The organism is Veillonella rodentium, assembly GCF_900187285.1.
Classification (GTDB): domain Bacteria; phylum Bacillota; class Negativicutes; order Veillonellales; family Veillonellaceae; genus Veillonella; species Veillonella rodentium.
Genome location: NZ_LT906470.1, coordinates 982,263 through 1,008,336, shown reverse-complemented (window position 1 = coordinate 1,008,336; position 26,074 = coordinate 982,263). Strand labels below are relative to the sequence as shown.

22 protein-coding genes and 2 pseudogenes are annotated in these 26,074 nt (G+C 39.6%); 3 read left to right on the top strand and 21 right to left on the bottom strand.

Annotated elements, in window-relative coordinates:
- Window position 1 precedes the first annotated feature (1 nt).
- The 9 genes from htpX to CKV62_RS04505 all read right to left on the bottom strand — a co-directional run bounded on the left by htpX (window position 2) and on the right by CKV62_RS04505 (window position 9,861).
- Complete coding sequence (htpX, locus tag CKV62_RS04545; RefSeq protein ID WP_095065893.1) at window positions 2-874, bottom strand: zinc metalloprotease HtpX; 873 nt, start codon at window positions 872-874, stop codon at window positions 2-4.
- A gap of 57 nt (window positions 875-931) precedes the next feature.
- Window positions 932-1,846, bottom strand: coding sequence for a homoserine kinase (gene thrB, locus CKV62_RS04540; RefSeq protein WP_095066704.1), 915 nt, complete (start codon window positions 1,844-1,846; stop codon window positions 932-934).
- A gap of 5 nt (window positions 1,847-1,851) precedes the next feature.
- Complete coding sequence (locus tag CKV62_RS04535; RefSeq protein WP_095065892.1) at window positions 1,852-3,141, bottom strand: homoserine dehydrogenase; 1,290 nt, start codon at window positions 3,139-3,141, stop codon at window positions 1,852-1,854.
- Between the two features lie 25 nt (window positions 3,142-3,166).
- Window positions 3,167-3,616 (bottom strand): ACT domain-containing protein, encoded by a 450-nt coding sequence (locus CKV62_RS04530; protein WP_038114976.1) that lies wholly within the window; start codon window positions 3,614-3,616, stop codon window positions 3,167-3,169.
- Window positions 3,617-3,629: 13 nt separating this feature from the next.
- Window positions 3,630-4,622, bottom strand: coding sequence for a lysylphosphatidylglycerol synthase transmembrane domain-containing protein (locus tag CKV62_RS04525; protein ID WP_095065891.1), 993 nt, complete (start codon window positions 4,620-4,622; stop codon window positions 3,630-3,632).
- Window positions 4,619-5,473 carry a ChbG/HpnK family deacetylase gene (locus CKV62_RS04520; protein WP_095065890.1) on the bottom strand — a complete coding sequence of 285 codons (855 nt, stop codon included), beginning with the start codon at window positions 5,471-5,473 and terminating at the stop codon, window positions 4,619-4,621. The genes CKV62_RS04525 and CKV62_RS04520 overlap by 4 nt, the downstream gene beginning before the upstream one ends.
- Before the next feature lie 135 nt (window positions 5,474-5,608).
- On the bottom strand, window positions 5,609-6,403 hold the full coding sequence (locus CKV62_RS04515) for a TrmH family RNA methyltransferase (protein ID WP_095065889.1): 795 nt from the start codon (window positions 6,401-6,403) through the stop codon (window positions 5,609-5,611).
- A 1-nt stretch (window position 6,404) separates the two neighbouring features.
- Window positions 6,405-8,150: an ABC transporter ATP-binding protein gene (locus tag CKV62_RS04510; protein ID WP_095065888.1), complete on the bottom strand. Its 1,746-nt coding sequence runs from the start codon at window positions 8,148-8,150 to the stop codon at window positions 6,405-6,407.
- A complete protein-coding gene (locus tag CKV62_RS04505) occupies window positions 8,137-9,861 on the bottom strand; it encodes an ABC transporter ATP-binding protein (protein WP_095065887.1) in 1,725 nt (574 codons plus the stop codon). Before CKV62_RS04505 ends, CKV62_RS04510 begins: the two co-directional genes overlap by 14 nt.
- A 218-nt stretch (window positions 9,862-10,079) precedes the next feature.
- Between CKV62_RS04505 and tpx the strand changes: the two genes are divergently transcribed.
- From tpx to CKV62_RS04490, 3 genes and pseudogenes are all read left to right on the top strand, one after another.
- The gene (gene tpx, locus CKV62_RS04500) at window positions 10,080-10,595 is read left to right on the top strand and encodes a thiol peroxidase (RefSeq protein ID WP_095065886.1); all 516 of its coding nucleotides are present in this window, start codon (window positions 10,080-10,082) and stop codon (window positions 10,593-10,595) included.
- Between the two features lie 203 nt (window positions 10,596-10,798).
- Complete coding sequence (locus CKV62_RS04495) at window positions 10,799-12,679, top strand: alpha/beta hydrolase-fold protein (protein ID WP_095065885.1); 1,881 nt, start codon at window positions 10,799-10,801, stop codon at window positions 12,677-12,679.
- Window positions 12,680-12,797: 118 nt separating this feature from the next.
- Window positions 12,798-13,878: pseudogene (locus CKV62_RS04490) on the top strand (IS30 family transposase).
- A 206-nt stretch (window positions 13,879-14,084) separates the two neighbouring features.
- On the opposite strand, the gene CKV62_RS04485 reads toward CKV62_RS04490, so the two are convergent.
- From CKV62_RS04485 to CKV62_RS04430, 12 genes and pseudogenes are all read right to left on the bottom strand, one after another.
- Window positions 14,085-15,986 (bottom strand): type I glutamate--ammonia ligase, encoded by a 1,902-nt coding sequence (locus CKV62_RS04485; protein WP_095065884.1) that lies wholly within the window; start codon window positions 15,984-15,986, stop codon window positions 14,085-14,087.
- 280 nt (window positions 15,987-16,266) lie between these two features.
- Window positions 16,267-16,710, bottom strand: a complete 444-nt coding sequence (locus tag CKV62_RS04480; protein WP_095065883.1) for a GatB/YqeY domain-containing protein — start codon at window positions 16,708-16,710, stop codon at window positions 16,267-16,269.
- Between the two features lie 129 nt (window positions 16,711-16,839).
- On the bottom strand, window positions 16,840-17,019 hold the full coding sequence (rpsU, locus tag CKV62_RS04475; RefSeq protein WP_004695751.1) for a 30S ribosomal protein S21: 180 nt from the start codon (window positions 17,017-17,019) through the stop codon (window positions 16,840-16,842).
- 158 nt (window positions 17,020-17,177) lie between these two features.
- Window positions 17,178-17,522: a histidine triad nucleotide-binding protein gene (locus CKV62_RS04470; protein WP_095065882.1), complete on the bottom strand. Its 345-nt coding sequence runs from the start codon at window positions 17,520-17,522 to the stop codon at window positions 17,178-17,180.
- A gap of 11 nt (window positions 17,523-17,533) precedes the next feature.
- Window positions 17,534-18,829: a tRNA (N(6)-L-threonylcarbamoyladenosine(37)-C(2))-methylthiotransferase MtaB gene (mtaB, locus tag CKV62_RS04465; protein WP_095065881.1), complete on the bottom strand. Its 1,296-nt coding sequence runs from the start codon at window positions 18,827-18,829 to the stop codon at window positions 17,534-17,536.
- Window positions 18,830-18,866: 37 nt separating this feature from the next.
- Window positions 18,867-19,598: an RsmE family RNA methyltransferase gene (locus tag CKV62_RS04460; protein WP_095065880.1), complete on the bottom strand. Its 732-nt coding sequence runs from the start codon at window positions 19,596-19,598 to the stop codon at window positions 18,867-18,869.
- Window positions 19,595-20,458 (bottom strand): 50S ribosomal protein L11 methyltransferase, encoded by an 864-nt coding sequence (locus tag CKV62_RS04455; RefSeq protein WP_095065879.1) that lies wholly within the window; start codon window positions 20,456-20,458, stop codon window positions 19,595-19,597. The genes CKV62_RS04460 and CKV62_RS04455 overlap by 4 nt, the downstream gene beginning before the upstream one ends.
- A 55-nt stretch (window positions 20,459-20,513) precedes the next feature.
- Window positions 20,514-21,671, bottom strand: coding sequence for a molecular chaperone DnaJ (gene dnaJ / locus CKV62_RS04450; protein WP_095065878.1), 1,158 nt, complete (start codon window positions 21,669-21,671; stop codon window positions 20,514-20,516).
- A gap of 16 nt (window positions 21,672-21,687) precedes the next feature.
- Window positions 21,688-23,526, bottom strand: coding sequence for a molecular chaperone DnaK (gene dnaK, locus CKV62_RS04445; RefSeq protein ID WP_095065877.1), 1,839 nt, complete (start codon window positions 23,524-23,526; stop codon window positions 21,688-21,690).
- A gap of 28 nt (window positions 23,527-23,554) precedes the next feature.
- Entirely contained in the window at window positions 23,555-24,100 is a 546-nt protein-coding gene (gene grpE / locus CKV62_RS04440) for a nucleotide exchange factor GrpE (protein ID WP_095065876.1), read from the bottom strand.
- Window positions 24,100-25,129: pseudogene (gene hrcA, locus CKV62_RS04435) on the bottom strand (heat-inducible transcriptional repressor HrcA). The gene grpE and the pseudogene hrcA overlap by 1 nt, the downstream one beginning before the upstream one ends.
- Window positions 25,130-25,443: 314 nt before the next feature.
- Complete coding sequence (locus CKV62_RS04430) at window positions 25,444-26,046, bottom strand: nitrite/sulfite reductase domain-containing protein (RefSeq protein WP_095065874.1); 603 nt, start codon at window positions 26,044-26,046, stop codon at window positions 25,444-25,446.
- Between the last annotated feature and the right edge of the window lie 28 nt (window positions 26,047-26,074).

Genomic DNA, 26,074 nt, shown 5'->3' with positions numbered 1-26,074 from the left:
GTTAAGGCTGAATGTATTTAGAATTTTGTGCTTGTTTTTTCAATTTTTCAATACGTTCCTCTGTACGTGGATGTGTACTGAAAAGATTACTGAAACTTTCACCAATACCGACCATAGGATTGATGATAAACATATGTGCCGTCGCATTACTTGCATTAGGTAATGCACCATGTTTGGAGTAGTAATCGATTTTAGCCAGAGCCGATGCCAGGGCCATCGGATTACGACACATGTCACCGCCGCCTTCATCAGCCGCAAATTCACGAGTTCGAGAGATACTCATTTGAATGAGTCCCGCAGCAAGAGGTGCCAGTATAATCATACCGATGAGGGCTAAAGGATTGCTTCCCTGTCCATCTCGGCTGTCTCCGCGGCCCATGAAAGCAGAAAACTGCAACACCTGAGCTATCATTGAAATTGCACCCGCCAACATAGCGGCAATCGTACTGATCAACGTATCGCGATTCTTAACATGTGTTAATTCATGACCGAGAACGCCTTCAAGTTCATCATCCGTCAATAGCTGTTGAATACCTTGCGTAACAGCTACCGCCGCATTGCTCGGATTTCTGCCGGTAGCAAACGCATTCGGCACCTCGCTGGGGATGATGTAAACCTTCGGCATAGGCAATTGGCCGTTTTTGGCCAATCTTTCGACCATACCGTACAATTTTGGATTTGATTGCGCTGTTACAGGCTGTGCATGATATTGGGCAAGAACGATTTTGTCACTGTACCAATAGGACATGAAATTCATCCCCATTGATATGACGAACATCAATAGCATGCCGTTTCTTCCGCCGATCATATCGCCTGCAGCCATTAAAATAGCTGTTAACAGCGCTAATAAAAGAGTTGTTTTTATATTGTTCATAGTTTCCTCCGATTATAGTGTTGTGGCTATGCTACAACACTATAATTATACCATAAACTATATAATTCTTGCTCCTTTTGTATCAGCTTCCAGACAATATATTTTATTTTCAACGCCATGAGATTTGAATACCTCGCCCATAGCTTTTGCGACGTTTTCAACATGACGTTTATCGGTATAAGCGATTAATGTAGAACCGGATCCGCTAATAGTTGCACCATAGGCCCCTTCCGTTTTAGCGGCCATAAATACATCATCACAATGAGGAATTAAAGCTTTTCGATATGGTACATGTAAATTATCCTCTAAAGCTGTAGACAGATTATCTAACTGATGTGTAATAAGACTCGTTACAAACAGAGATGCATGGCTCACGTTTTGAACCGCCTCTTTAAAAGGAATATGATTAGGCAGTACGGACCTGGCATATTCCGTAGAAACCAATACCTCCGGTACAACTACGGCAAAATGCAGCTCCTCCGGAACGGGAATTACCGTATTCAATACTTTTGTTTTCAACCCGGTTGCACAACATAAGTTTCCGTAAATCGCCGGCGCTACATTATCAGGATGACCTTCCATGCGATTGGCAATTACCAGAAGTTCTTCCTTAGTCAACGGATTTTTAACGAGGGTATTCGCCAATAATAAACCGCCCACAATAGCGGTGCTGCTACTACCTAAACCACGCGAAGGAGGAATTAATGTTTCTGAAGTAATATGACCGTAACGTATGGGTTCCTGAACCGTTGCAAAGACCTGATCCATGGCAAATCCGATGAGATTTTTCTTAGGATCCTCCATGCGGAGGATGTCGGCACCAAATCCTTCAAATGTATACGTGTACGCCGTGGCATCCGCAATAGGTGTAAAAGTAAAGATATTATACAAATTTAAAGCTAATCCCAGACAATCGAAACCGGGGCCGCAATTAGCACTGGTAGCCGGAACTTGAACGCGTATGGTTTTCATATCCATTAATCTTCCATAATACGAATAACACTGTTGACTGATTGAACAGATCGCAAGCTGTTAAAAGAGTCTATAAGATTTAAAATGTACGAGCGAGGGCATTTAGACGTGACGATAGCAAGCACTGCCATTTCAGGATCCATATTGCGTTGCACAATAGACAGAACGGAAATTTTTTGTTCCGCTAATTTAGCGGAAATTTTTGCTAAGACACCCGTTTTATTATCTACAGCGAGTCGTATATAATAACTGGATTGAATTTTACCTGGTGCGTAAATATTCTTTTGGTCGTAATAGAATGATTTCAATTGACCGGTAGATCCGTTAGAAATATTTTTTGCAATCTCCATAATATCGCTTACTACGGAACTGCCCGTCGGCAAGCTGCCAGCGCCGCGACCATAGAACATGGCATCATCGATTCCGTTGCCTTTCACATAAATCGCATTATAAGAACCGCGTACGGAAGCCAACGGATGAGTAACCGGTACAAATGCCGGATATACATTAAGCGATAACCCTTTATTTGATTCTTTCGCAATGCCTAGTAATTTGATGTTATAACCGAATTCTTTGCCGAATGCAATATCTTCCGTATCAATTTTTGTAATCCCTTCAACGGATACATCGTCAAAGAAAATACGGCGATTAAAGCTGATGGATGCCAAAATTGCCAATTTACGGGCCGCATCGAGACCCTCTACGTCAGCCGTCGGATCCGCCTCAGCATAGCCCAATTCTTGGGCTTCTTTTAGTACATCTTGATAGCTTAAACCTTCATCGGTCATCTTGGATAAAATAAAATTCGTCGTACCGTTCATAATACCGATGAGTTCCGTAATATGATTGCCTCCTAAAGATTCGTACAATGTACGAATAATAGGAATACCGCCTAATACAGAGGCTTCAAAGCGCAGATCCACCCCATTTTTACTTGCCAGTTCCAATAAATATGGACCCGATTCAGCCAATAAATCCTTATTAGCCGTAACGACGTTTTTCTTCGCTTTAAGAGCTTCCTCAACACAATCCTTAGCAAAGGTTGTACCCCCCATTAACTCCACAACGATTTGAATCGAATCATCTTCTATAATATCTTTTATATCGGTCACATATTTGGTTGCTGCAGGCAAAGTAATATGACTGTATTTATCGGGATTGCGCACAAAAATTTTAGCAATATCAATATCAACACCGGTACGATCTTTAATGATTGCTGCATTAGTCTGCAATAAATTAAATGTCCCTTGCGCGACCGTACCGAAGCCTAATAAAGCGATTTTAACAGTGGTCATAATAATTCTATCCTCAAAATACGGACTAAGCCTGTCCTAAAATCTCTACCTTAATAATGCCCTTCATAGAGCGGATTTCATGCAGCAAATCCTCTAGAGAACCTTGTAAATTTTTTGTCTCAAAAGAAATACTGCTGTTGGCAATCCCCTGTAGCGGAATATCCTGATTAATCGTTAAAATACTGCCGTTTCGATCGGCGATTGCTTTCAATACACTGGATAACATCCCCGATTCGTTCGACATAGATACGGTTATGCTTACAATCTTACCTTGAGCGATTTCAAAAAACGGAAATACATAGTCCTTGTATTTATAATATGCAGAACGACTCAAATCCATTCTTTCAACGGCTTCGTTAATCGTCTTAACCTCACCTAATTTTAAAATTTCCTTTACCTTAATGGTTTTTTTGATCGCTTCCGGTAAAATATCTTCTTGCACAAGATAAAATTTATCTTTTTTTGGTTTAGACATACGATACACTCCCTTACTGTTCATGCGACGTTTCCTGAGCCACAAATTGTCGCCCATATAATGTTAACACCGCATACATTCCAATAAAAAACGGTAAATACTCCGCTACAACGCGCCATGCAACAGCCACAATACCAACTGTCCCGGCCGGCACAAATGAACCGAATAAAACTACGAACAATCCTTCTGCGATTCCTGTTCCCCCTGGTGTCGGTGCAAAATATAGAATGAGATTTAATAGAATCATCCGATCCAACACATCGATGATATGAATATCCGATGTAAAAGCATACATTAAAGCCGGTGCAATACAATATAAACAAAGAAGACTCAATCCGGATTCAAGAAATACGACAATAGACTGTCCCGGTTTCTTATATAATAACCCCAGTCCCTGATTTAAGGTTTCAAGCTTCGATAACCAGTCTTTGGTTTTATCTTCTTTAAAATACTTAGCTAAACGATATACAAATTGTCGCATATATTTAGTTTGTAATATATATGTTCCTAATAAGGTCGCTATTACCGCCACAACAGCGAATACAAGCAGCATATTCCGTGAAATATACGGTATTTCAATGGCGTCGTGAAGAAAAACGAACGGTAACATCACTACGAGAAACATAATCGAGAATACCGTACGTATCAATACGATAGGTGTCCCCTTTCCCAACGGTACACCATAACTTTTAAGAACCAAAACCTGGGCTACGGCCCCTCCGCTGGCCCCCGGCGTCAACATGGCCATAAAGTAGTTACTAAATATAACGCGAAGTACAGCTTGAATTGACAGCTTATAACCACCTATTTTTACGAGTCTCTGCAATCGTAATCCATCAAAGTACATTCCCAAGATTAAAGCCAGAAGTGCTAACAACAACGAAGCAGCATTAAAGTCTCTTATCGTTTTAAGCGCTTCCAGATCGATGGTGTAATATATGATACCTGCAGATACACTGATGAGTAAGAGAAACATAAGAATGCCTCTCTTCATCATCTTACTCATACCAAATCTCCGTAATTAATCAACTCAATCTTATGCTGATTAATATATAAACGCGTATGATGCGAGCAAACTGCTTTCAATTCATCCTCCCAGTGATATCCCCAGTCATAACGACTGCTGAGGGCTCTATCATCATTGCCCGGATGCATCATCAACTCGTGGGTACCGCTACGGTGATTGACCTCTTTCAAAATTCCCATTAAAGTCTTTTGATTGATATGACCTCCATTTATCATGCCCCAGAAGAATTGGGTACTCATAATATTATTCCTTCTGATAAAGGAACGTGCATTATCCGCTACCGATGAGAGACCCACTTTGCCGAGAAAGCGGACGGGATTGTACGAATAATTGATAAATCCGCTCATCTCCTGAGGAATGCGAATCGCCTTTATACCATACTTTTTCGCCTGTTCAACCACAAGTGGTAATACGCTTGGAAGAATGTGCATATGTTGATGCCCGTCAATATGTGTTACATCAAGACCTGCATTCATAATTTTGGATACTTGACTCTGTATTTCCTTACACAATTCATCAAAATTAATTTTATCCGTATAAAGTCTTTTTATAAACTCCACATAGGTATCGGGAAATCTTCCCTGTTCCGTCAATAGTGACGATACCTCAGATGGATCACATACCGGTTTAAGGCCTCCAACCAAAGCGATATGAATACCGATGCCCAACTTTGGGTTTTCTTTAGCCATACTTATGGCTTCTGTAAAAGCTTCGCCTCCTGCTAATAAGGAGGTACTCGTAATAATACCTGTACGATGACCGTCAATAATCCCTCTGTTTACAGAACTATGAAGGCCAAAATCATCAGCATTTACAATAAGTTTGGACATAATCATCTTCCTTTTCATTAAAAAAGGGAGAACTTTGTTCTCCCACAAAGGATATATGTTATTGTACCAAATACAGATATCAAAAATCAATACAAAAGTCCTCTACTTGTATACTAGCAGAGGACTTTTAAAATATTATTTGATAAGCTGTTCCTGCACTTTATACATGCAAAGTGCCGCAGCTATCGATACGTTGAGAGATTCTATATTTCCATACATAGGAATAGAAATACGTCGGTCAGAGAGAGCTAATATCTCCTTTGATACACCATTACCCTCGTTGCCGAATATTAATAAACTGCGCGAAGCGTACCGTATATCCTGATATGGTACTGAGTTCTCCAAGGATGTTACATAAGTTGTTATTCTCTGTTCTCTGATTACATCATAAAATTCCGATAGCGATACATCCTCATATAAAGGAATCTTATGTAGTGCACTCATTGTGCTGCGCACGGTCTTATCATTAAATGGGTCCACGGTTCCTTTCAACAAGAATATTGCCTTCACGCCTGCCGCTACGGCCGTACGTATAATGGTCCCTAAGTTTCCCGGATCCTGTACCCCGTCCAAGGCTACATATAAACCGTCCGTTATCTGCAAATCATCAATAAAATATTTAGGTTTATTTGCTATGGCCATCACACCTTGACCATGAACGGAGTTTTCCAACTTATCGAACAAAGGGTTCTGAACGATATATATCGGTACAGATTGTATATCTGATACACTTAATAGCTCCTGAACAGTGTTTTCCCGCATTTTCGATTCTCGTATAACGATAACTTTAATAGCTCCCGTTTTCGCCACATCACGAATCGATCGAATACCTTCGAGGACATATTCATCATATTTCTGACGATACTTTCGATTGCTTAAGGCGACCATGCGCTTAATCGTCTTATTGTCTTTTGATTGAATATACTCCATACTATCTCCCGTCACGTTGTTGTCGCCATAAATTATAAAATGCGCCCTTATTCTTTATAAGTTCATCAAAAGAACCGATTTCTTTCATTTTACCATATTCCAAATATACGATTATATTCGCATCCTCAACCGTGGATAAGCGATGAGCCACGCTGAGAATGGTCTTACTGCCCCGTATACGCTCGATGCCGGCTTGAATCGCTTTTTCCGTATGACTGTCGATATTTGCGGTTGCTTCATCCAATAATAATATTGATTTCTGGCTCAATAATGTACGGCCGAAAGCGAGCAATTGTTTCTGTCCGTCCGACAATAGAGAACCCAGATAGCCTACAGATGTTTTATAACCGTCCGGCAACTGTTGAATCATGCCGTCCAAATTCACCTGACGGGCCGCTTCCACCATATTCTCATCGGGAATAGAGGTATCGAATAACTTAAGATTATCCTCTATAGTTCCTTTAAATAAATAGGCCTGTTGAAAAACATAACCCATAATATGTCGTAGTAAGGAACTGTCATAATCCGCAATATTGATATCATTTATATAAATTGCACCCCTGGTTGGTTTATGAATGCCCATCAATAGTGAAAGTAATGTAGTCTTGCCGCTGCCCGACGGACCGACAATGCCTATAAATTCACCGGCATTAACGGATAATGTAAAGTCTTCCAAAGCATATTCATCATTATCAAGATAAGAAAACCAAACATGGTCAAATCGAATACTGCGAATCACTTTAAATTCATCGGGAACAGATGTAATCAACTGTCTATCTTCTTCCTCCAGCAAAGGAACTAACCGTTCCGCACCGGCCAAAGCACTCTGCAGTGAATTGTATTTATCGGCGATTTCTTTCATAGGCTGAAAGAAGCGGTCCATATATTGAATGAACGCGAAAACTGTACCTGCATCGGCAACGGAGTCGACCAGATTTGTCGTCGTAAATATAACGATAAGGGCAACGAAAAACAGCCCATCCACAAGAGGCCTGAAAATAGAGAATGTGGTAACCTCGAAAATACCTGCCGCTAAAAATCTTTTGTTTACCTCGTCATAACGATCCTCTATATTGCGTTCACCACGATAGGTTTTTACGATGACAATATAATTTAACAGTTCTTTAATACTCGCATTGGATGCCGCCACAGAGGTACGTACCTGGCGGAACGCCTTGCGGGAAAACTTCTGGTATATCCATATGATACCTCCCATAATAGGCACAAGTATTGTCATGATAATGGCTAAAGGGATATTGATGAGATACATAAAGCCTAAAATACCGATAATCATGAGAGAACTGCTTAAAAGACTTAAGATAACTTCTGTATATAGTGTTCGTAATGATTCTACATCATTGGTAATACGCGTCACCCAGTTGCCTATAGGTAGTTTATAAAAATCTTTATATGATTTATTGAGTATTTTCCGAAAGATAATTCCCCGTATATGGTAAATAATCTTTTGACCGAATGATTTTAAGAAATAGTTTTCTACAAATATACATATAATACTGCCCAAAATCGTTATGGCATACAAGACAGCGTAATATTGAATTACATGTATATCACTTGTAGAAAAACCAAGATCGATGACCTGCTTAGATAAGTAAGGCCGCAGCAATAATAAGATAAGATTTCCTAACAAAGCAACTGCGGCTATCATCAATATACCCATATATGGGCGTATATAGGCACTTAAATGTTTAAATAAAGCCCAATCATTCCGGACATTACGCTTCTTCATGTGCAGCCCCTCTCTGTGCCATATATAATGTATAATACAAGCCCTTATTATTTAATAGTTCTTGATGATTTCCGGATTCTACGATACGCCCTTCATCAAAGACGAGAATGCTGTCAGCCTTTTCTATTACCTCTAAACGTTGAGAAACACAAAGTATGGTTTGTTCATGAACGGAACGTAGTGTATCGAGAATCGTATGTACCGTAATCGCATCTAACGCAGAAAAGCAGTCATCTAATAACAAGTAAGGAGCATTTTTATAAAACCCGCGTGCCAAATTGATACGCTGTTGTTGTCCGCCGGACAGGTCACGTCCTTCTTCCCCTAAGACATGTAGATCATCGTGCAGATAATCACCCAAATCTCTATACAAATCCGCTTTTTTGGCGGCTTCCTCCAATGATATGTGATGAATGGAACTCTGTCCGAAGGTAATATTGTCTGCAATTGTAGAACTCAATAAATAGGATTGTGTAGGCACATAGGCAACGGAATTACGCAATATGCCTAAAGGAATATCCGTAATATCACGGCTGCCGAAATAAATTGATTTTCTAGGACTTTTCTGCAAGCCGATCAATAATTTAAATAGTGTACTTTTACCGGATCCCGGTTTGCCTACAATGCCTATAAAAGAACCCTTCGGTATTGTTGTCGTCACCTGCGATAATGCCTGAGCCTTTGCGTTATCATAAGTAAAGTTTAAAAATCTGACATGAATATCCTCTAACGGCAATATGGAACCGGTATCCCTGATATCTTCCGGCGGTAATTCCATAAAATCCATGATGCGGTCTAGCGATGCCAAACCCTTCTGTATGATGGATATGAGTGAACCGACACTGATTAAAGGACCTATAATGAGCATGATAAAAGAATTAATGGTAACAAACTCACCGATGCTCATACGCCCCTCCACAGCGAGATGCCCACACACAAAGATACTGATACTGATACAGATAAACGGTGCAATCCGTGTGAGCGGTGTCAAAATAGAATCATATAAAGCGACATCCATATTCTTGTTGTAATTTAACCGATTGATATTATCAAACAACTTTTCAATGACGGATTCACGATTGAAAGCTCGCATCACATCCATTCCCTGAAACAGTTCCTGTCCAAATTCAGTCATATCGCTGTACGTCGTTTGTGCACTTCTCTGTTTAATCCTCAACTTACGTCCCAACAGAAAAATTGCAATCAATGTAAATAATACAGGGGTCATAATTTGAGCCGCTAAGAAAATGTCAATTTTTTGGATTAATACTACGGAGCCCACAATGGAATAAAATACGATATCCACGACGATCATCACACCCAATCCTAAAGCAACGCGCAACGATGTCACATCATTGGTCATCAGCGCCATCACCTTGCCGGGGCCGTTCATTTCGTAATAAGTCGTCTCGATCTGCAGCGCCTTTTTACAGAGTTTCTGACGAAACTGATACTCCATCCTACGAATGGACCCCAATAAAGTACGACGGGAGATAACTTTCAAAATGGTTATAATAATTAATAATGCCACAAAATACAAAATATAACGAACAAGTCCCTCTTTATTATGACTCAATGTATCGATAGCATTCCCGATAAATTGAGGAACCAATAAAAAAGCCACATCAATTGCCATCAACAACATGATACCTATTGCATAAACCCAACCCTCACGGCGGAAAAAATCTTTAAAAAAATCTACAGATTTCATAATTCCTCTCAATTATATTTAACATAGTCTATATGTATCATAGTATGTTTACTATATAAATGCTACTATTTTTTTCGTTCTATTATCAATACTATTTCTTTTCTGAAAGTATATCGAAATTTTTGATTTACTTATAGATGTGTAAATGATATACTATGCATAGATACAAGACGTATCCTTAATTTACTTAACATTGAAACTCTTAGGAGGAATACAACATGGAAAAACGTACTGGTGTAGTTACATTTGCAGGTGGTCCTATTACTTTGGTGGGCCCTGAAGTTAAAGTAGGTCAACAAGCTCCTGATTTCACGGTTTTGAGCAATGATTTACAACCTAAAACATTAAAGGATTTTGACGGTAAAGTAAAAGTAATCTCCGTTGTACCATCTCTTGATACAGGTGTTTGCGACGCTCAGACACGTTGGTTCAACCAAGATGCTACTTCCCTTTCCGACGATGTGGTAGTATTGACTATCTCTATGGATTTGCCATTCGCTCAAAAACGTTGGTGTGGTGCTGCCGGAGTTGATAAAGTTGTAACTTTATCCGACCATAAAGACACTTCTTTCGGTGAACACTACGGCTTCCTGATCGAAGAACTTCGTCTTCTTTCTCGCGGCGTTGTGGTAATCAACAAAGATAACAAAGTGACATATGTTGAATATGTACCTGAAGTAACTCAAGCGGTTAACTTCGATGCTGCATTAGAAGCTATTAAAGCAGATATCTAATATACAAAAAAAATTAGTTTATATTGCACAGCTATTTTCAACTATAATAATATATGAATTCGTTTTCGAGGACCGTACATTGTACGGTCCTTTTTAATATATGAAATAAACGGTTAAAAGATCTCGTCTAATAGTATATAATATTCGTGAAAACACATATAAAGTATCGATGAAGTAAATTAATCAAGAAAGGTTTTGTATCCATGAAAAACGCCTTAAGAATAATCCTCTTTATTTCTTTTACCCTTCCACTATGGATAAATACAACACCGATTACCTATGCAAATTCAATAGAGCGGAACGCATCTGCAATTACCGACACCGATATAAAGATATCTAAATCACCGGTAATTACAAAAGAGTCTGCAGACCAGTCAATTCAGGAAATCAAAGCTATTGGTTTTGTAGACACTGATGGTTCCAAGCTAAAAGCCATAGCGATTCATTATAATATGGATCTTAATGGTGCAACCATAGATACATCAACTTATACAATCCATGATTATGGAATGACACTTTCCGATAAAGAACTCACACAAGGAAATAATCCAGGAGCCATAAAAAAAGTATATATTAATGACAAACCAGAGATTTCTAAGCGTGCCAAATCACATGGCTCCTACGTCATTATCGAAACAAATACCGCCTATCAGGGAAGCCGTTTTCCCCGCTCCTACGAGATTACTATGGCTGTAGGCGTGAGACAAGAAAAAATGCTTTATCTAAAAGATAAAATCATAACACCATCGATAAAAGAAAGCAGCAATTATACAAAACAGTCTTATATCGGATATGATCCAAATACAGGAAAAAATCGTACCCCCGAAACATATGATTATGCAAAACCAGGCACTTATATAATCAACGGGCTTGATGGTTATCAATTACATACCATTGAAAATGGTACCGCTTTTCATGCTGCACATTGTTTTGACGAAGCTAATGGGAAATTCTGGGATTTCGATTTGCCATATGCTATTTATGTGCCAAAGGATTATAATCCGCATAAACGATATGGACTCATCCTGCATATCCACGATGCTGGTTCAATGAGTTCGGATCCGATGTTAACATTGACAGAATCACAGGCTGCAACAAACTATGCTTCCGATATATTCCAAAAAGAAGCTAAAAAGCAAGGTCTAGACGGAGTTATTGTAGTCTGCCCGGCAATCACTGAATTTTACAATATGGATAAAGATAATCCACACTATTCTCTGCGTATGGCGCGCGATAATTGGACACTTAGTTATGCGGTCCCAGCAATTTGGAAACTTTTGGATTATATTACTGAAAATTATTCTATTGATAAAAATCGTATTTATGGTAGCGGACAATCAATGGGTGGTATGACAATAATGGCAATGGCAGCTCAACGTGATAATTACTTTGCTGCTCTTCTTCCCATTAGCTGTAAATGGGGAAATAATTTCAACAAAGATTATCCGTTTAATGACACTGTCTATTACAATGCTCCTGCCGATGGTACCGTCATCTGGAAAACAGATAGTGATGGCAATCCAACAGATTATAACAACTGGTTCTATATGGTCTCAGATGATAACATACTCTACCTCAATACACCTAATGAAAATATAGAATATCGTTTGCTTTATCAAGACCTTCAAAACATAACAATTCCCACGGCAAAACTTGTATTGGATAAAAACACCACAGCAAAAAAACGCAACAAAGTAATTCAAAAGCTCACTAAAATGCCCAATAAAACCGGAATTTATCAAGCCATTCTAACGGGTAATGTTGGACATATGTCAGCATGGTTTTATGGTCATGGTACACCAGCTTGTTATAACTGGTTGCTATCGCAAAATAGAAAAACGGAGCTTGCACGCCAAAAACTGCCACTCAATCAGCCGTTTATTCTGGCTGATACACAAATTCATACGGAAAATCGTATTTTTTCACAAGATCGCCAGAATTTAAGTAAAAAAATCTATTATCCAACAGGAAAATATGGATCCGGTACCGAAGGCTATAACTCCGGTTTAACTGTATTGGGGTCAGATAAAACCCTTTCTCCGGGGTGGACTCCGCAAAATAAGAAATCATCCGTAAATATGTAATATGGATATTTTGTTTATTTTGCTTAATTGTAGAATGAAATTGAACAAATAAAAAATCCATAGTGAACCTTGTGTTATGATTTAGGTGCCTAATCAAAATATAACCGAGGTAATCACTATGGACTACAATAATCATAACACGACATTACGCACAAACAAACACTTAAACTTCGAAGAACGATTTTATTTAGAAAAGAGAATCGTTCTAGGAGACAGTATTACTGCAATTTCACGTGCACTGGGCCGTTCCAGAACAACTATTTATACAGAATTAAAACGCGGTACTGTAATTCAAATTCGACAAGGTAAATCGCAACTTGTATATTTAGCTGATTCTGGACAGGCAACCTATGAAAGACAACGTATGGGCTCCTTTAATACCATGAGAGTTGGTGCTATAGAATCTTTTATAAATTGGATTGAAAGCAAAGTTCTAAATGATCATTGGTCCTTTGAGGCTGCTGTTGGATATGCTAAACATAAGGGTTTGTTTGTGCGTAATGAAATGGTTTGTGCTAAAACTTTATATAACTATCTTCACAAAGGTGTATTGGGAATAAAAGCAATTGATTTACCATTGGTAGTACAGCGTTCCCAACGAAAATCTATTTCTAGAAAACATAAGCGAGAACTTGGTAAATCCATAGAGCTTCGCGATCCTAAGATTGAAACGCGCGAGGAATTCGGACATTGGGAATTAGATACCGTCCGTGGAATAAAAGATAAGACAGACCATGTTTTAATCTCTTTACTTGAACGTAAAAGCAGATTGTATGTGGCTTTACGATGTCCATCAGCACGGGCTACTGATGTAAAAGAAACACTGTATGCATGGTTAAATACGTTTAAAGATGTTAATCTAGCCTGCTTGCTTATGTAAAACAATAGCTGCAGATAACGGTTTAGAGTTTTCAGAGATATCTGATTTAGAAAATGAAACTTTGTCTATTTATTTTGCTCGACCTTATTCTGCTTGGGAACGTGGGTCGAACGAAAGGCATAATGGTTTACTTCGTAGATGTATACCGAAAGGAATGCCAATAAAAGCCGTTTCAGAGGAAACAATTCAACGAACACTTCAATGGTGTAATAATTTGCCACGCAAGCTTCTAAATTATAGAACCCCTTTGGATGTCTTTCTTGAAGAAGTTAATAAAATTGTAGATTTGGATACTGTTCAATTTCATATTGCAATTTAAGTTTTGTTTATTTTTCTTATTTTCCTTATTGTATGATTTTAACGAGCCTTCCAAATTAATATGAAAAATGAAATAAGCCACCTAAGAATCAAATTAATGATCCTTAGGTGGCTTATTGCTCGTAAAAATATCATCAGATACATTAGTTTTATTAGATCTCATTCTGATAAATTCAAAAACGGTCAAATCTCTTTATAAAACTTATATCAAAATATGTTTTTGCTGTAATTAGCGTATTTAGCTTCCAGTTCTTCCATTTTATCGTTCATTTCAATTTGCAATTTTGATGCTGTATCATACTCGCCTTCATACAAAGCATCGATAATTCTCGTAAATAAAGATTTTCGATCATCACTATCTTTAGCAAGATAAAAACGTAAATCATTAACCTCTGCAAAACGCTTATCATCAACACTGTTGCGGCTGTCCGTATGAATCGCCACCATATTGCGAACGGTTTCAAGATTGTCAGGAATGATACGGTTCGCTAAAACAAGTCTCCACCGTTTTAAAATAGATGCGATAAAGGAGTCCATCAAATCTTTACTGAAAGCATCCCCCTGAGCCAATGTTTCCACTAATTCAGGGTTGTTCTTATAGCCGAGAACATTTTCCCATACAGTAGCCGGCGCAATACCGAACATCTGATTACGTTCCTCTTGTGTGAAATCTTCAAATACATCCTTTTCAGAACGATATGCACGATTCGTATCCAAATAATCTGCTGTTTCACCCGGTGCTTTAGATAATTCAGCCTCCAATTGAACCTGTGTTTTTCCGGAGCTAATAGCATACTTCATACCGTCAAAGGCGGAGATAAAAATCAAAGCTAATGCAGTATACGTATTTGTATATGGATTTGGAGAACGTAATTCATAACGTGTAGCCATCGGATTATCGATATCGCGGATCAAGCCGCAAAGAATTGTACGGTTACGACTCGGCTCAGATGGATCCGTCCCCAAGGAAGTTACAATACAAACAGGGGCTTCAAAACCCGGTTTTAAACGATTTAGCGAATCCGTTGTAGAACTGATGAACGGATTAATTGCTTCATAATGCTTCAATAACCCCATAATAGCCCCGATACCCAAAGCGCTTGTAGCTTCTTTACGCATATCTTCTGGACTGAATAAGTTGACTAATTTACCATTTTTTAGTTTAGCCATTACACCGAAGTGTGTATGTTCACCGGAGCCGGCTACCCCGATGATAGGTTTTGCATTGAACGTAACATCCAATCCATTTTCACGGAATACTTCACGGACAATAATACGGGCCTGTAATTCGTTATCCGCAGTTTGCATCGGATTGTTCGAAAATTTCCAGTCTATTTCAAGTTGTTCCAATACGACAGATTCATGTCCATCCTCATCAAGTTTAGCCTTTACACCACCAACTTCTTTATGGCCCATTTCTGCAACCATACCATATTGATCAAGACGCTCTACCGCCTGCTCCAAAGCCGTGCGTACAGAGCCGTGCGTACGTTGCCAATACTGTTCCTGTAATTTTTGAGAAACGGATAATTCCTTTTTTGTTACCGTTTTAGATGGTGTTTTAACCCAGAATTCCAACTCTGTTGCAGATGTGAATACAATGTCGACTATATCGTCTTTACGTATATGAGGCATACTTGGAAGGCCATGTTCCTTAATGAGCTCAAGTAATTCTGAACGTACATAGTCACAAGCGCGTTTTAATATGGAACGGGAATCTACATATCGATAGTTATGCATCAAAAATGCTGGAATACGAAGCGTTCCTGTAGGAAGACCCGTCACTTCATCGATGTTTTCATAGTTGTAATCGATAAACCAGTTTACGGTAGGATCCCCCCACATATCTACGCGTGCATTATTTAGTGTAGCAATATTTGTAAGTACTACAGAGGAACCGTCTGTCTGAACAGCACGACCTTCAAAGAATGATTCATAATCATCAAAGAATGAGGACATCGGAATTTTTTCATCCGTGTCATTGCCGGCCAAATCAACCCCTACCAAGGATACGAATTTAATCTCCGGATGCTGTTCCAATAACGCCAGCACACCTTCTTTTCCGTATTGACCTGCAGGGATGTAATACAATAATTCATTAGTAGCCATAACTGTTCCTCCTAAACTTTATAAAATAAAGACTCCAACAGATAGATGTGAATACATCTACATGTGGAGTCTTCGTTGACTGATTATTTTCTTGAACACATAATAGCATATCCTGAAAATACATGTCAATAACTTTTTATAGAATTTTAATAGCGCAATTAATACATTATTACTAAATCCAATCTTAATAGTAACAATTTGGTAATTGATATATCTGGAAAAATTACTGTATCTATCAAAATCGGCCTAATGTAAATAATCTTAAAACAGCCGAATATAACTACCCTAGTTGTTCTTTAACGATGGAATTAACGAGTTTACCATCAGCACGACCTTTTGTTTTAGGCATAACATGTTTCATGACATTACCCATGTTAACATTATCACCGCAGGCTTTAATCGCATCTTGCACAATCGTACAAATTTCATCCTCGGTCAATTGAGCAGGCATATACTTTTGCAGCACCGCCATTTCATCTTTCACATGAGCAATTAAATCCTCACGTCCGGCCTTGATAAATTCCTCCAGGGAATCCTGACGTGTTTTCATTTCCTTCGCCAAAATGCCGAGAACACCGGCATCATCAAGTTCTACCTTATCGTTGATCTCCGTGTTTTTAATTGCGCTATTTACCATGCGGATAACAGATAATGCGGTCTTTCCTTCTTCACGAGCCTTCATTGCGGCTTTCATATCTTCTTTTAATTGATCCTTTAAGCTCATTATAGCCTCCTTTTAAAATAGTAGAATACTCTAATCTTACAGACTAACCTTTAGATAGCCGAATTATATAAAGAAACCCTAATTCCGGATTTCATGAAGCCATGAAAAGGCAGAATTAGGGTAATCATCTTATGCTCTGAATTTGCGTTTTCTTGCTGCTTCAGATTTTTTCTTTCTTTTTACGCTCGGTTTTTCGTAGTGTTCGCGCTTTCTAACTTCAGACAAAACACCTGCTTTTTGGCAGGAGCGTTTGAATCGGCGAAGAGCACTTTCAAGCGTTTCGTTTTTACCGACTTTGATTTCAGACATCTATATCCCTCCCTCCAAAAATAATCTCAGGGAAGTGCTGATAATTTATATACGCACATATACATATTATATGCAGTGTACCAGTATCTGTCAATATTTTCCGGTATATTTTACAGGATTTTTAATAGGCCTTGTAAAGTAGTCTGACATCTGCATAATCAAGCTTCAGGCCATCCCATCTCTTCACCGCCCAAAAGATGAGCATGCATATGAAATACGGTTTGACCGGATTTTTCGCCAGTATTGAAAATCAAACGATAACCATCTTTAGAAATGCCAAGCTCTTTTGCAACATCACGAACAAATGGTAGTAATCCCTCAATATAATCTTCGTTCTTTTCATTAAGATGAGCAATGTTAGAAACGTGATTTTTGGGCACAATCAGTACATGTACTTTTTTGACAGGTTGAATATCATGAAATGCATAGAACTTATCATTCTCTAAAACTTTTTTAGAAGGAATTTCACCATTGATAATTTTACAGAAAATGCAGTCGCTCATAATTAAACTCCTTATTCAATAATCAAATAATTATCCTCTAATCCTGTAACAATCCCACCGATGAGATCACCAATTTTATGTAATCCATCAGATTTAATTTTACCATTTACATATTCACTTGTTAAACCCGTATAGTAACCATTCTCTTCTTTCTCGATCAGGATTTCGCCGGGCTTGCCGATGCGGGACTTAGCATATGCTTCATAACCGGATTGGCTAAGACTATTTAAAAGCGCTACGCGAGTCTTTTTAACAGCCTCGGGTACTTGATTCGGCATGGTTGTCGCCGGTGTGCCTTCGCGAATGGAATACGGAAAGGCATGAATATGAGTAAAACCGATTTCTCGAACGGTCTGTAAGGTTTCTTCAAAATCCTCATCCGATTCCTGAGGAAACCCGGCGATGATATCCGTCGTAATCGACAGATCTTGAATGCGAGCTCGTAGATTTGCTATCAAATCCTTATATTCTTGCAACGTATAATGTCGTTTCATAAGACTTAATACATGATCGGATCCGGCCTGTAACGGCAAATGTAGATGCGGACATACCCGTTTGTCTGTCGCCATTAATTCTACCAACTCATCAGATACTTCAACGGATTCGATGGAGCCGAAGCGGATACGATATAAGTTTGGAATTTCAAGCAATGCTTTCACCACATCCGCTAATGTAGGACGCCCCGGTAATTCAACACCATAATTTCCCAAATGAATGCCGGTCAGAACAATCTCATGAAACCCGTGTTCCACCAATCGATTCGCTTCCCGTACAATATCATCGATTTTACGGGATTTTAACTGGCCTCTCGTATAGGGAATGATACAGAATGCACAATAATTGTTACAGCCTTCCTGAATTTTCATAAACGCTCGTGATTTGTCGGATTCATTACCATACAGTGGCATTTCTTCAAAATTTGATTCCTTCATAATATCTCGGACAGCATTAATTTGACGTTCTGTAGATTCCAATTGTTCAACAAGCTCTACGATTTTAGACCGATTATTCGTGCCGATAACGAGATTAACCCCATCAATGGCCGCAATGGCATCGGGATCAAGCTGTGCATAACATCCCGTCACGATAACATAAGCATCCTTATTTTGGCGCTTTGCCTTGCGAATCAACTGCCTGGATTTTTTTTCCCCCATATTCGTAACGGAACAGGTATTAATTACATAAATATCCGCCTTTGTATCGAAGTCGACCGCCTGATAATCATTCTGTAGAAATAAACCTTTCATGGCATCCGTATCATATTGGTTAACGCGACACCCCAAGGTTGTAAAAGCAACGGTTTTCATTGCACCTCTCAATTCTAAATCTATATCTGTTCTAACCTTATAATTCCAATTCATATTGAATCATCGCTAACGCGCCTATGGCAGCCGTTTCAGCTCGCAAAATAGTATTTCCCAATGATACCGATTGACCACCACATTCTATAATAGCATTGATTTCCTTCTCTTGATAGCCCCCCTCAGGGCCTATACAGATGAGGACTTCCGAGATTGACGAATCGGATGATATATTTTGTAGTATATTCTTCATGGTCAGACCGGTTTCATTTTCATAGGCCACCAGTTTTAATGCTTCTTTTTCAATCGTTAATACTTGTGAAAGTGTCTCTCCTACAACAAGAGACGGTAACTGATTTCGTCCGCATTGTTGGGCCGCCTCCAGCATAATCTTTTCCCATCGTAATGCCTTGGAAGTCAGTTTTTTATCATCGTATTTAGCAACGCAGTTAGATGTACTTACTAAATAGACCGTATCTACATTTAGTTCGGTCGCTTTCTGTAATACCCACTCCAGCTTTTCACCTTTTAAAAAAGATTGGACCAACACAACACGATACATAACCTCCTGTGAATCTACGTACTCGATAAGTTCAGCCTTCGCTTTCCCATCTATTTCTTCCATAATTCTGTAACTACCACATCGTCCATCACTACCGGTGACGGTTATAGGTCTTTCAAGACGATGACGAAATACATGAAGTACATGATGGGTCACATCTTTCGGTAATTCAATATATTCACTTAATGGCGTGGAAATAAATATTTTTTTCATCGTTTCTTTAATGCAAATGTATGCCAGGGACCTGACATTCGCTCCTCAGTAATATTCCAGTTATTCATGATGTACGGCATAATTTCCTCATAGCGCTCATCAATGATTCCGCTGATAATTAAAACGCCCTTATCATCCAATTTTGATCCTATCTGCGGCAACAATATTTTTAACGGATCTACCGTCAGATTAGCAAGAATAATCTGTGCCGATCCATCAAAGTCACTATCCAGATTACCGCAAATAATATCCGCCTTTACATGATTAGTATCACAGTTGAGACGGGCTTGCTGAGCCGCATACTCTTCGATATCAATCCCTACAAGATGTACAATTCCTAAATAAGCTGCTACCAATAGGAGTATGCCTGTACCGGTTCCTATATCGAGACAGGTCACATCATCAAGATTCATAGATTTGCTATATTTATCTAGCAACTCCGCACAGGTTCTCGTCGTTTCGTGAGATCCTGTACCGAAGGATATGTCCGAATCGATTTCTATAATTGTTTTATTATCAGTATTATCATAATCCTGCCAAGCCGGCTTGATAATCAATCCGGGAAGTATTTCAGTAGACCCGATATATTGCTGCCACGAATTCAGCCATGTCGATTCATCAAGCATATGTGACTCAATTGATGAAACTTCGATATCGGCCTCTATAAGTCGACTCTTTAAATCCGCCTCTATCATCCTCACATCTGAGGTTGCATCAGCATATAGGGTGTATTTAACCAAATCTGGACTATCCTCAATATCCTCTTCTACGATTCCATTGTCTGTATAATCGTAAAAAAGAGTAGTCACCTCATCGGTGGCTACTCTTTCACAGACAATGGATATTTCTATCCATTGCATATATGCTCCTTTATAGGGAATGTGAAGGAATAAACCATTCTTTCACATGAGCTGTTCATTTCGTTAAACAGTCCTTTATCTTATCAAAGAGACTTTTACTTACTTGTAAATTATTGACGTCCTCATCGCTTTCATTAGCAAATCGCAATAATAACTCACGTTGTGTATCGGTCAATTTCTTAGGTGTTTGGACATTTACCACGATATGTTGATCCCCCCGCTGTTTAGGGTTGCGCAAATAAGGAATACCTTTGCCCTTTACGCGGAACGCCGTTCCCGTTTGAGTACCTTCCGGAATCTTTAACTCTACTTTACCATCTAAGGTGTTCACTTGTATAGAGGCACCTAATGCAGCTTGAGCAAAGCTGATATTCACACGACTGATAACGTCATTGCCATTTCGTTCAAATTCCTTGTGAGGTCGAACGAAGATATACACATAAAGATCACCCTTAGGGCCACCTAAGATACCAGGTTCCCCTTCATTGGCAACGCGCAATCTGGATCCGCTATCCACGCCGGCAGGTATTTTGATAGAAATTTTTCGTTTTGCCAACATCTCACCGGATCCACGACATTTAGAACATGGTTTCTCAATGATCTTACCGCTACCGTGACAACGTGAACATGTACGGACAGATTGCATCCGCCCAAAGGGGGTATTTTGAATAACCGTTTCTTGGCCGGATCCCTGACAGTTTGGACACGTATCGACACGAGATCCCGGTTCACCACCGGTACCATGACAGTGATCACATTCTTCATGACGATGTACTTCAATGTCCATAGACTTACCAAAAGCCGCATCTTCAAAGGAGATATCTATATCTTCGCGTAAGTCATTGCCTTTTTGAGGTCCCTGTTGTTGGCGTCCACCCCCAAACATACCTCCAAAGATGTCGCCGAAAATATCACCGAAGCCACCGGCTTGACCGCCAAAACCACCAAAGCCGCCTTGGAAACCTCCGGCCCCCGCACCGCCTCCTTGTTTGAAGGCGTCGTGACCGAACTGGTCATACTGTGCTTTTTTAGTTTCGTCAGACAATACTTCGTAAGCTTCGTTTGCTTCTTTAAACTTCGCTTCCGCTTCCTTTGGATTATCTTTATTTACGTCCGGATGGTATTGGCGAGCCTTTTTACGGAAGGCCTTTTTAATTTCATCCTGAGTGGCATTTTTACTGACCCCCAGGATGTCATAATAATCTCGTGCCATTCGTTACCAACCCTTCTTATTTCTTTTCGTCATCCACTACCGTATAATCCGCATCTACAACATTATCATCAGCTTTTGCATTACCTTGTTGTTCAGTACCGCCTGCAGCTTGTTGTGACTGTTGAGCAGCTGCATACATTTGTTCAGCCAACTTATGTAATGGAGCAGTCAAAGCTTCGCTGTCTTTCTTAATGTCATCAATGTTGCCGGCTTCGATAGATTTCTTCAATTTATCTTTTGCTTCTTCCACTTCTTTCATCAAAGCAGCATCGCCCTTACCTTCAAGGTCTTTTAATGCTTTTTCAGCTTGGTAAACTAAAGAATCCGCATTATTTTTAACATCTAATTCTTCTTTTTTAGCCTTATCTTCCGCTGCATGAGCTTCCGCTTCTTTTACCATGCGATCGATTTCCTCTTGTTGTAAACCGCTGGAAGATGTGATTGTGATTTTTTGTTCCTTTTGAGTACCTAAATCCTTAGCTTTTACGTGTACGATACCGTTAGCATCGATATCGAATGTTACTTCGATTTGAGGAACCCCGCGAGGAGCTGCTGGAATGCCATCCAAGTTAAAACGGCCCAATGTCTTATTATCCGCCGCAAATTCACGTTCACCTTGTAATACATGGATGTCTACAGACGGTTGATTATCTGCCGCCGTGGAGAATACTTGAGATTTAGATGTAGGAATTGTTGTATTACGGTCGATAATGCGTGTAAATACACCGCCCATCGTTTCAATACCGAGAGACAATGGAGTTACATCGAGCAACAATACATCTTTAACTTCACCTACCAATACACCGCCCTGAATAGCTGCACCGATGGCGACACATTCGTCAGGGTTAACGTTTTTAGTCGGTTCTTTACCTAATACTTTTTTAATAGCTTCCTGCACAGCAGGGATACGGCTGGAACCACCAACAAGCAATACTTTATCGATATCGGATGCAGAGAGGCCGGCATCTTGCATCGCTTTACGTGTAGGTTCAATAGTGGCCTGTACCAAATCAGCAGTCAATTCTTCGAATTTTGCACGGCTCAATGTTACATCCAAATGTTTTGGACCTGTTGCATCGGCAGTGATAAATGGCAAGTTGATATTTGTGCTTGCTACACCGGACAATTCGATTTTAGCTTTTTCTGCCGCTTCTTTTAGACGTTGATCGGCTAATTTATCGGTGGATAAATCGATACCGGTTTCTTTTTTGAACTCTTCAATAAGGTATTTCATGATGCGTTCGTCAAAGTCATCACCACCGAGATGGTTATTACCGGATGTAGCCAATACTTCAAATACGCCGTCACCTAATTCAAGAATGGATACGTCAAATGTACCGCCACCAAGGTCAAATACGAGAACCTTACCGTCTTCATCCTTATCTACGCCATATGCAAGTGCAGCCGCCGTAGGTTCGTTGATGATACGAAGAACTTCAAGACCTGCAATGGCACCAGCGTCTTTTGTAGCTTGACGTTGAGCATCTGTAAAGTATGCTGGGACTGTAATAACAGCCTGTTTTACAGGTTCTCCCAAATATGCTTCCGCATCGGATTTAATTTTTTGAAGAATCATCGCAGAAATTTCTTGCGGTGTATATTCTTTACCTTCTACCTTAACTTTATAGTCACTACCCATGTGACGTTTGATGGAAATAATCGTGTTTTCCGGATTAGATACGGCTTGGCGCTTTGCCAACTGACCAACAAGACGTTCACCGTTTTTAGCAAAACCAACGACGGAAGGAGTCGTACGTGCACCTTCCTGGTTAGTAATAACCGTAGGTTCGCCACCTTCCATAACAGCAACACAAGAGTTTGTAGTCCCTAAATCAATACCAATTACCTTTGCCATAATATATGACCTCCTAATACTATATAATCTACTCAACAACCTTTACCATCGCCGGACGAATACAACGTCCATCAACGGTATAGCCAGTTTGCAATACTTCACAGACCGTATCAGATTCATATTCATCTGACGGTACACGCATAATCGCCTGATGGAAATTCGGATCAAACGGTTTTCCCACAGCTTCAATAACAGCTAAACCATGTTTAGATAACATAGCCATCAGATTCTGATGAATCATGATGAATCCATCTAGGAATACCTTTGCATCACCTTCTGCCGGAGATTGAACAGCGCGTTCAAAATTATCCAAAACAGGAAGTAAATCGGTAAGCACATCGCCTTTAACGAATCCTGCAAGTTGTTCCTTTTCCTGATTCGTGCGCCGCTTAAAGTTCTCAAAATCCGCCTGTAACCGTTTATAGCGATTATCAAAGTCAGCTTTCAACTCTTCCAGCACTTGAGCGGCATCTGTTACCGCCTCGTCGGATTCTTCCACGACTGAATCTTCAACAGGAGGATTTTCCACCTTCTCATCAGTCGCCTCTTGTTTAATGTCTTGTTCTTTCGCCATTACATTCCCTTTCTATTTTTGTTCTTTTATCATGGTTTCCATTACGTGTTTCATATGTGACAGCATGCCGATGATGCGCCCATATTCCATCCGCGTCGGGCCGAGGATAGCCAGTGTTCCTATCGGTTGCTCTTGATTTCTGAAATCAGCCTGTACCACACTCATCGTGTGGAGGGCCTCCGTCTGGTTTTCCACGCCTATTTTTACCTTTATCGGTGTCGGCGAATCATCTTTCAATAACTGTCCTAATTCATTCTGTTCTTCCACTAATGAAAGTAAGGGCTGTACCTTTTCAACAGATTTAAACTCCGGTTGATTTAACAACTCCGTAGCGCCTACGGAGTAGAATAACTTACGTTTATTAATCGCTCGTAATAAGATTTCCGAGAAAACCAATAAAACCTCCTTAGGTCCTTCCATATGAATCAAAATTCCACTCAACGCTTCGGCCGTAATATAACCGATGCTTACATTCTGTAAGGCATTACTGAATTGTAATGCTAAATTCTGTAATACATCCGGTGACACGCTTTCACCAAAGTACATCAACTCGTTATCTAACGCCCCCGTCTCGGTAATCACGACCATGATAGCCTGATGACCGCCTAGAGGCAATACATGAATATATTTCACTAAGGCGCTGTCATGCGCCGGTGCAAGAAATAAACTCATGCTATGACTCACTTGTGAAAGCAGTTTAGCCATATTGAAAAATAATTCACTCGTTGATCCATTGGAGTGTTTCCAAATCATTTCTATTTTTTCAGCATCCTGTAATGGAACAGGTTGTCGATTCATCATAGAATCAACATATAAACGATAGCCCTTCGATGAAGGAATACGTCCCGCCGATGTATGAGGTTGCTCCAAATAGCCTAATTCCTCCAAATCGGACATTTCATTGCGCACCGTCGCAGGGCTGATACCGAGATTATAATTCTTTGCAATCGTTCTTGACCCTACCGGTTCTGCGGATTTAACGTAATCTTCAATTATGGCTTTCAAGATGCGCTGTTTTCTTTCATCCATAATAACACCTCTTGTTAGCACTCATGAAGTTTGAGTGCTAATCGCATGTATAATATTATCACACTTACATAAATTGTCAAGCAAAATTATCCTTAAAAAGTCAAATAATATCTATTTAGTCAAAAAGACAATTTGTATTCCAGAATCAATTAGTCAAAAAATCAAAGTCGGTAAATAAGAAAACACTTATCCTATCTCACTTTTGACAATGCTCTATTCATTTCTCAAATAGATAAAAATAAATCTAATCGAAAAATAAATTGTTAGACCTGTAAAATAGGGCAAGTGTTTTTATATACTATTTAGTTTATTAATTATAGCTCTAAACCTTCAAGCGGATTTCCCAGTCTCGCTAATAGTTTTCCCATACGTTCCCGAGGTGCACCATTTTCCGCATACCAATCGACCAAAATATCAACAGCTTTTTTAGCCTGTTCCACAGATAAATTTCGAGCCAGTATTTTTCCGGCCTCCGGTTTAATCCCCGTTGTACCACCAACGGCGAGCATAAAACCATAAGATGTACCGATAAAGGCTATATCCTTTACCATGGCATCCGGACAGTTACGTCCACATCCGCTGATACCGATTTTACACTTATGAGATGTTTTACGCCCATAATGTTTACGTTCCACATAGTCCGCCAGCTCTTGAGTCTCCATTTGGCCATTCTTACAATGCCCCTTTCCGACACAAGCGATAAGCGAATTTACACCGCGATGAATGACCGTAGTAACCCCTTCCGGCAATTCAGAAACAAGTCGTTCTTTATCCTCTTTTTCAATACCCGTAATCTGCAACCCTGTCACGACATGACGAAATGAACCGCCATATTTTTCAGCTAGTTCTATACATGCTTTCATTTGCTCCAATGAAAATTCATTATGTAAGCCGTGTAATATAACCGATGTCTTCATCGTTCCTCCTCAAATCCAGCATGCTTAT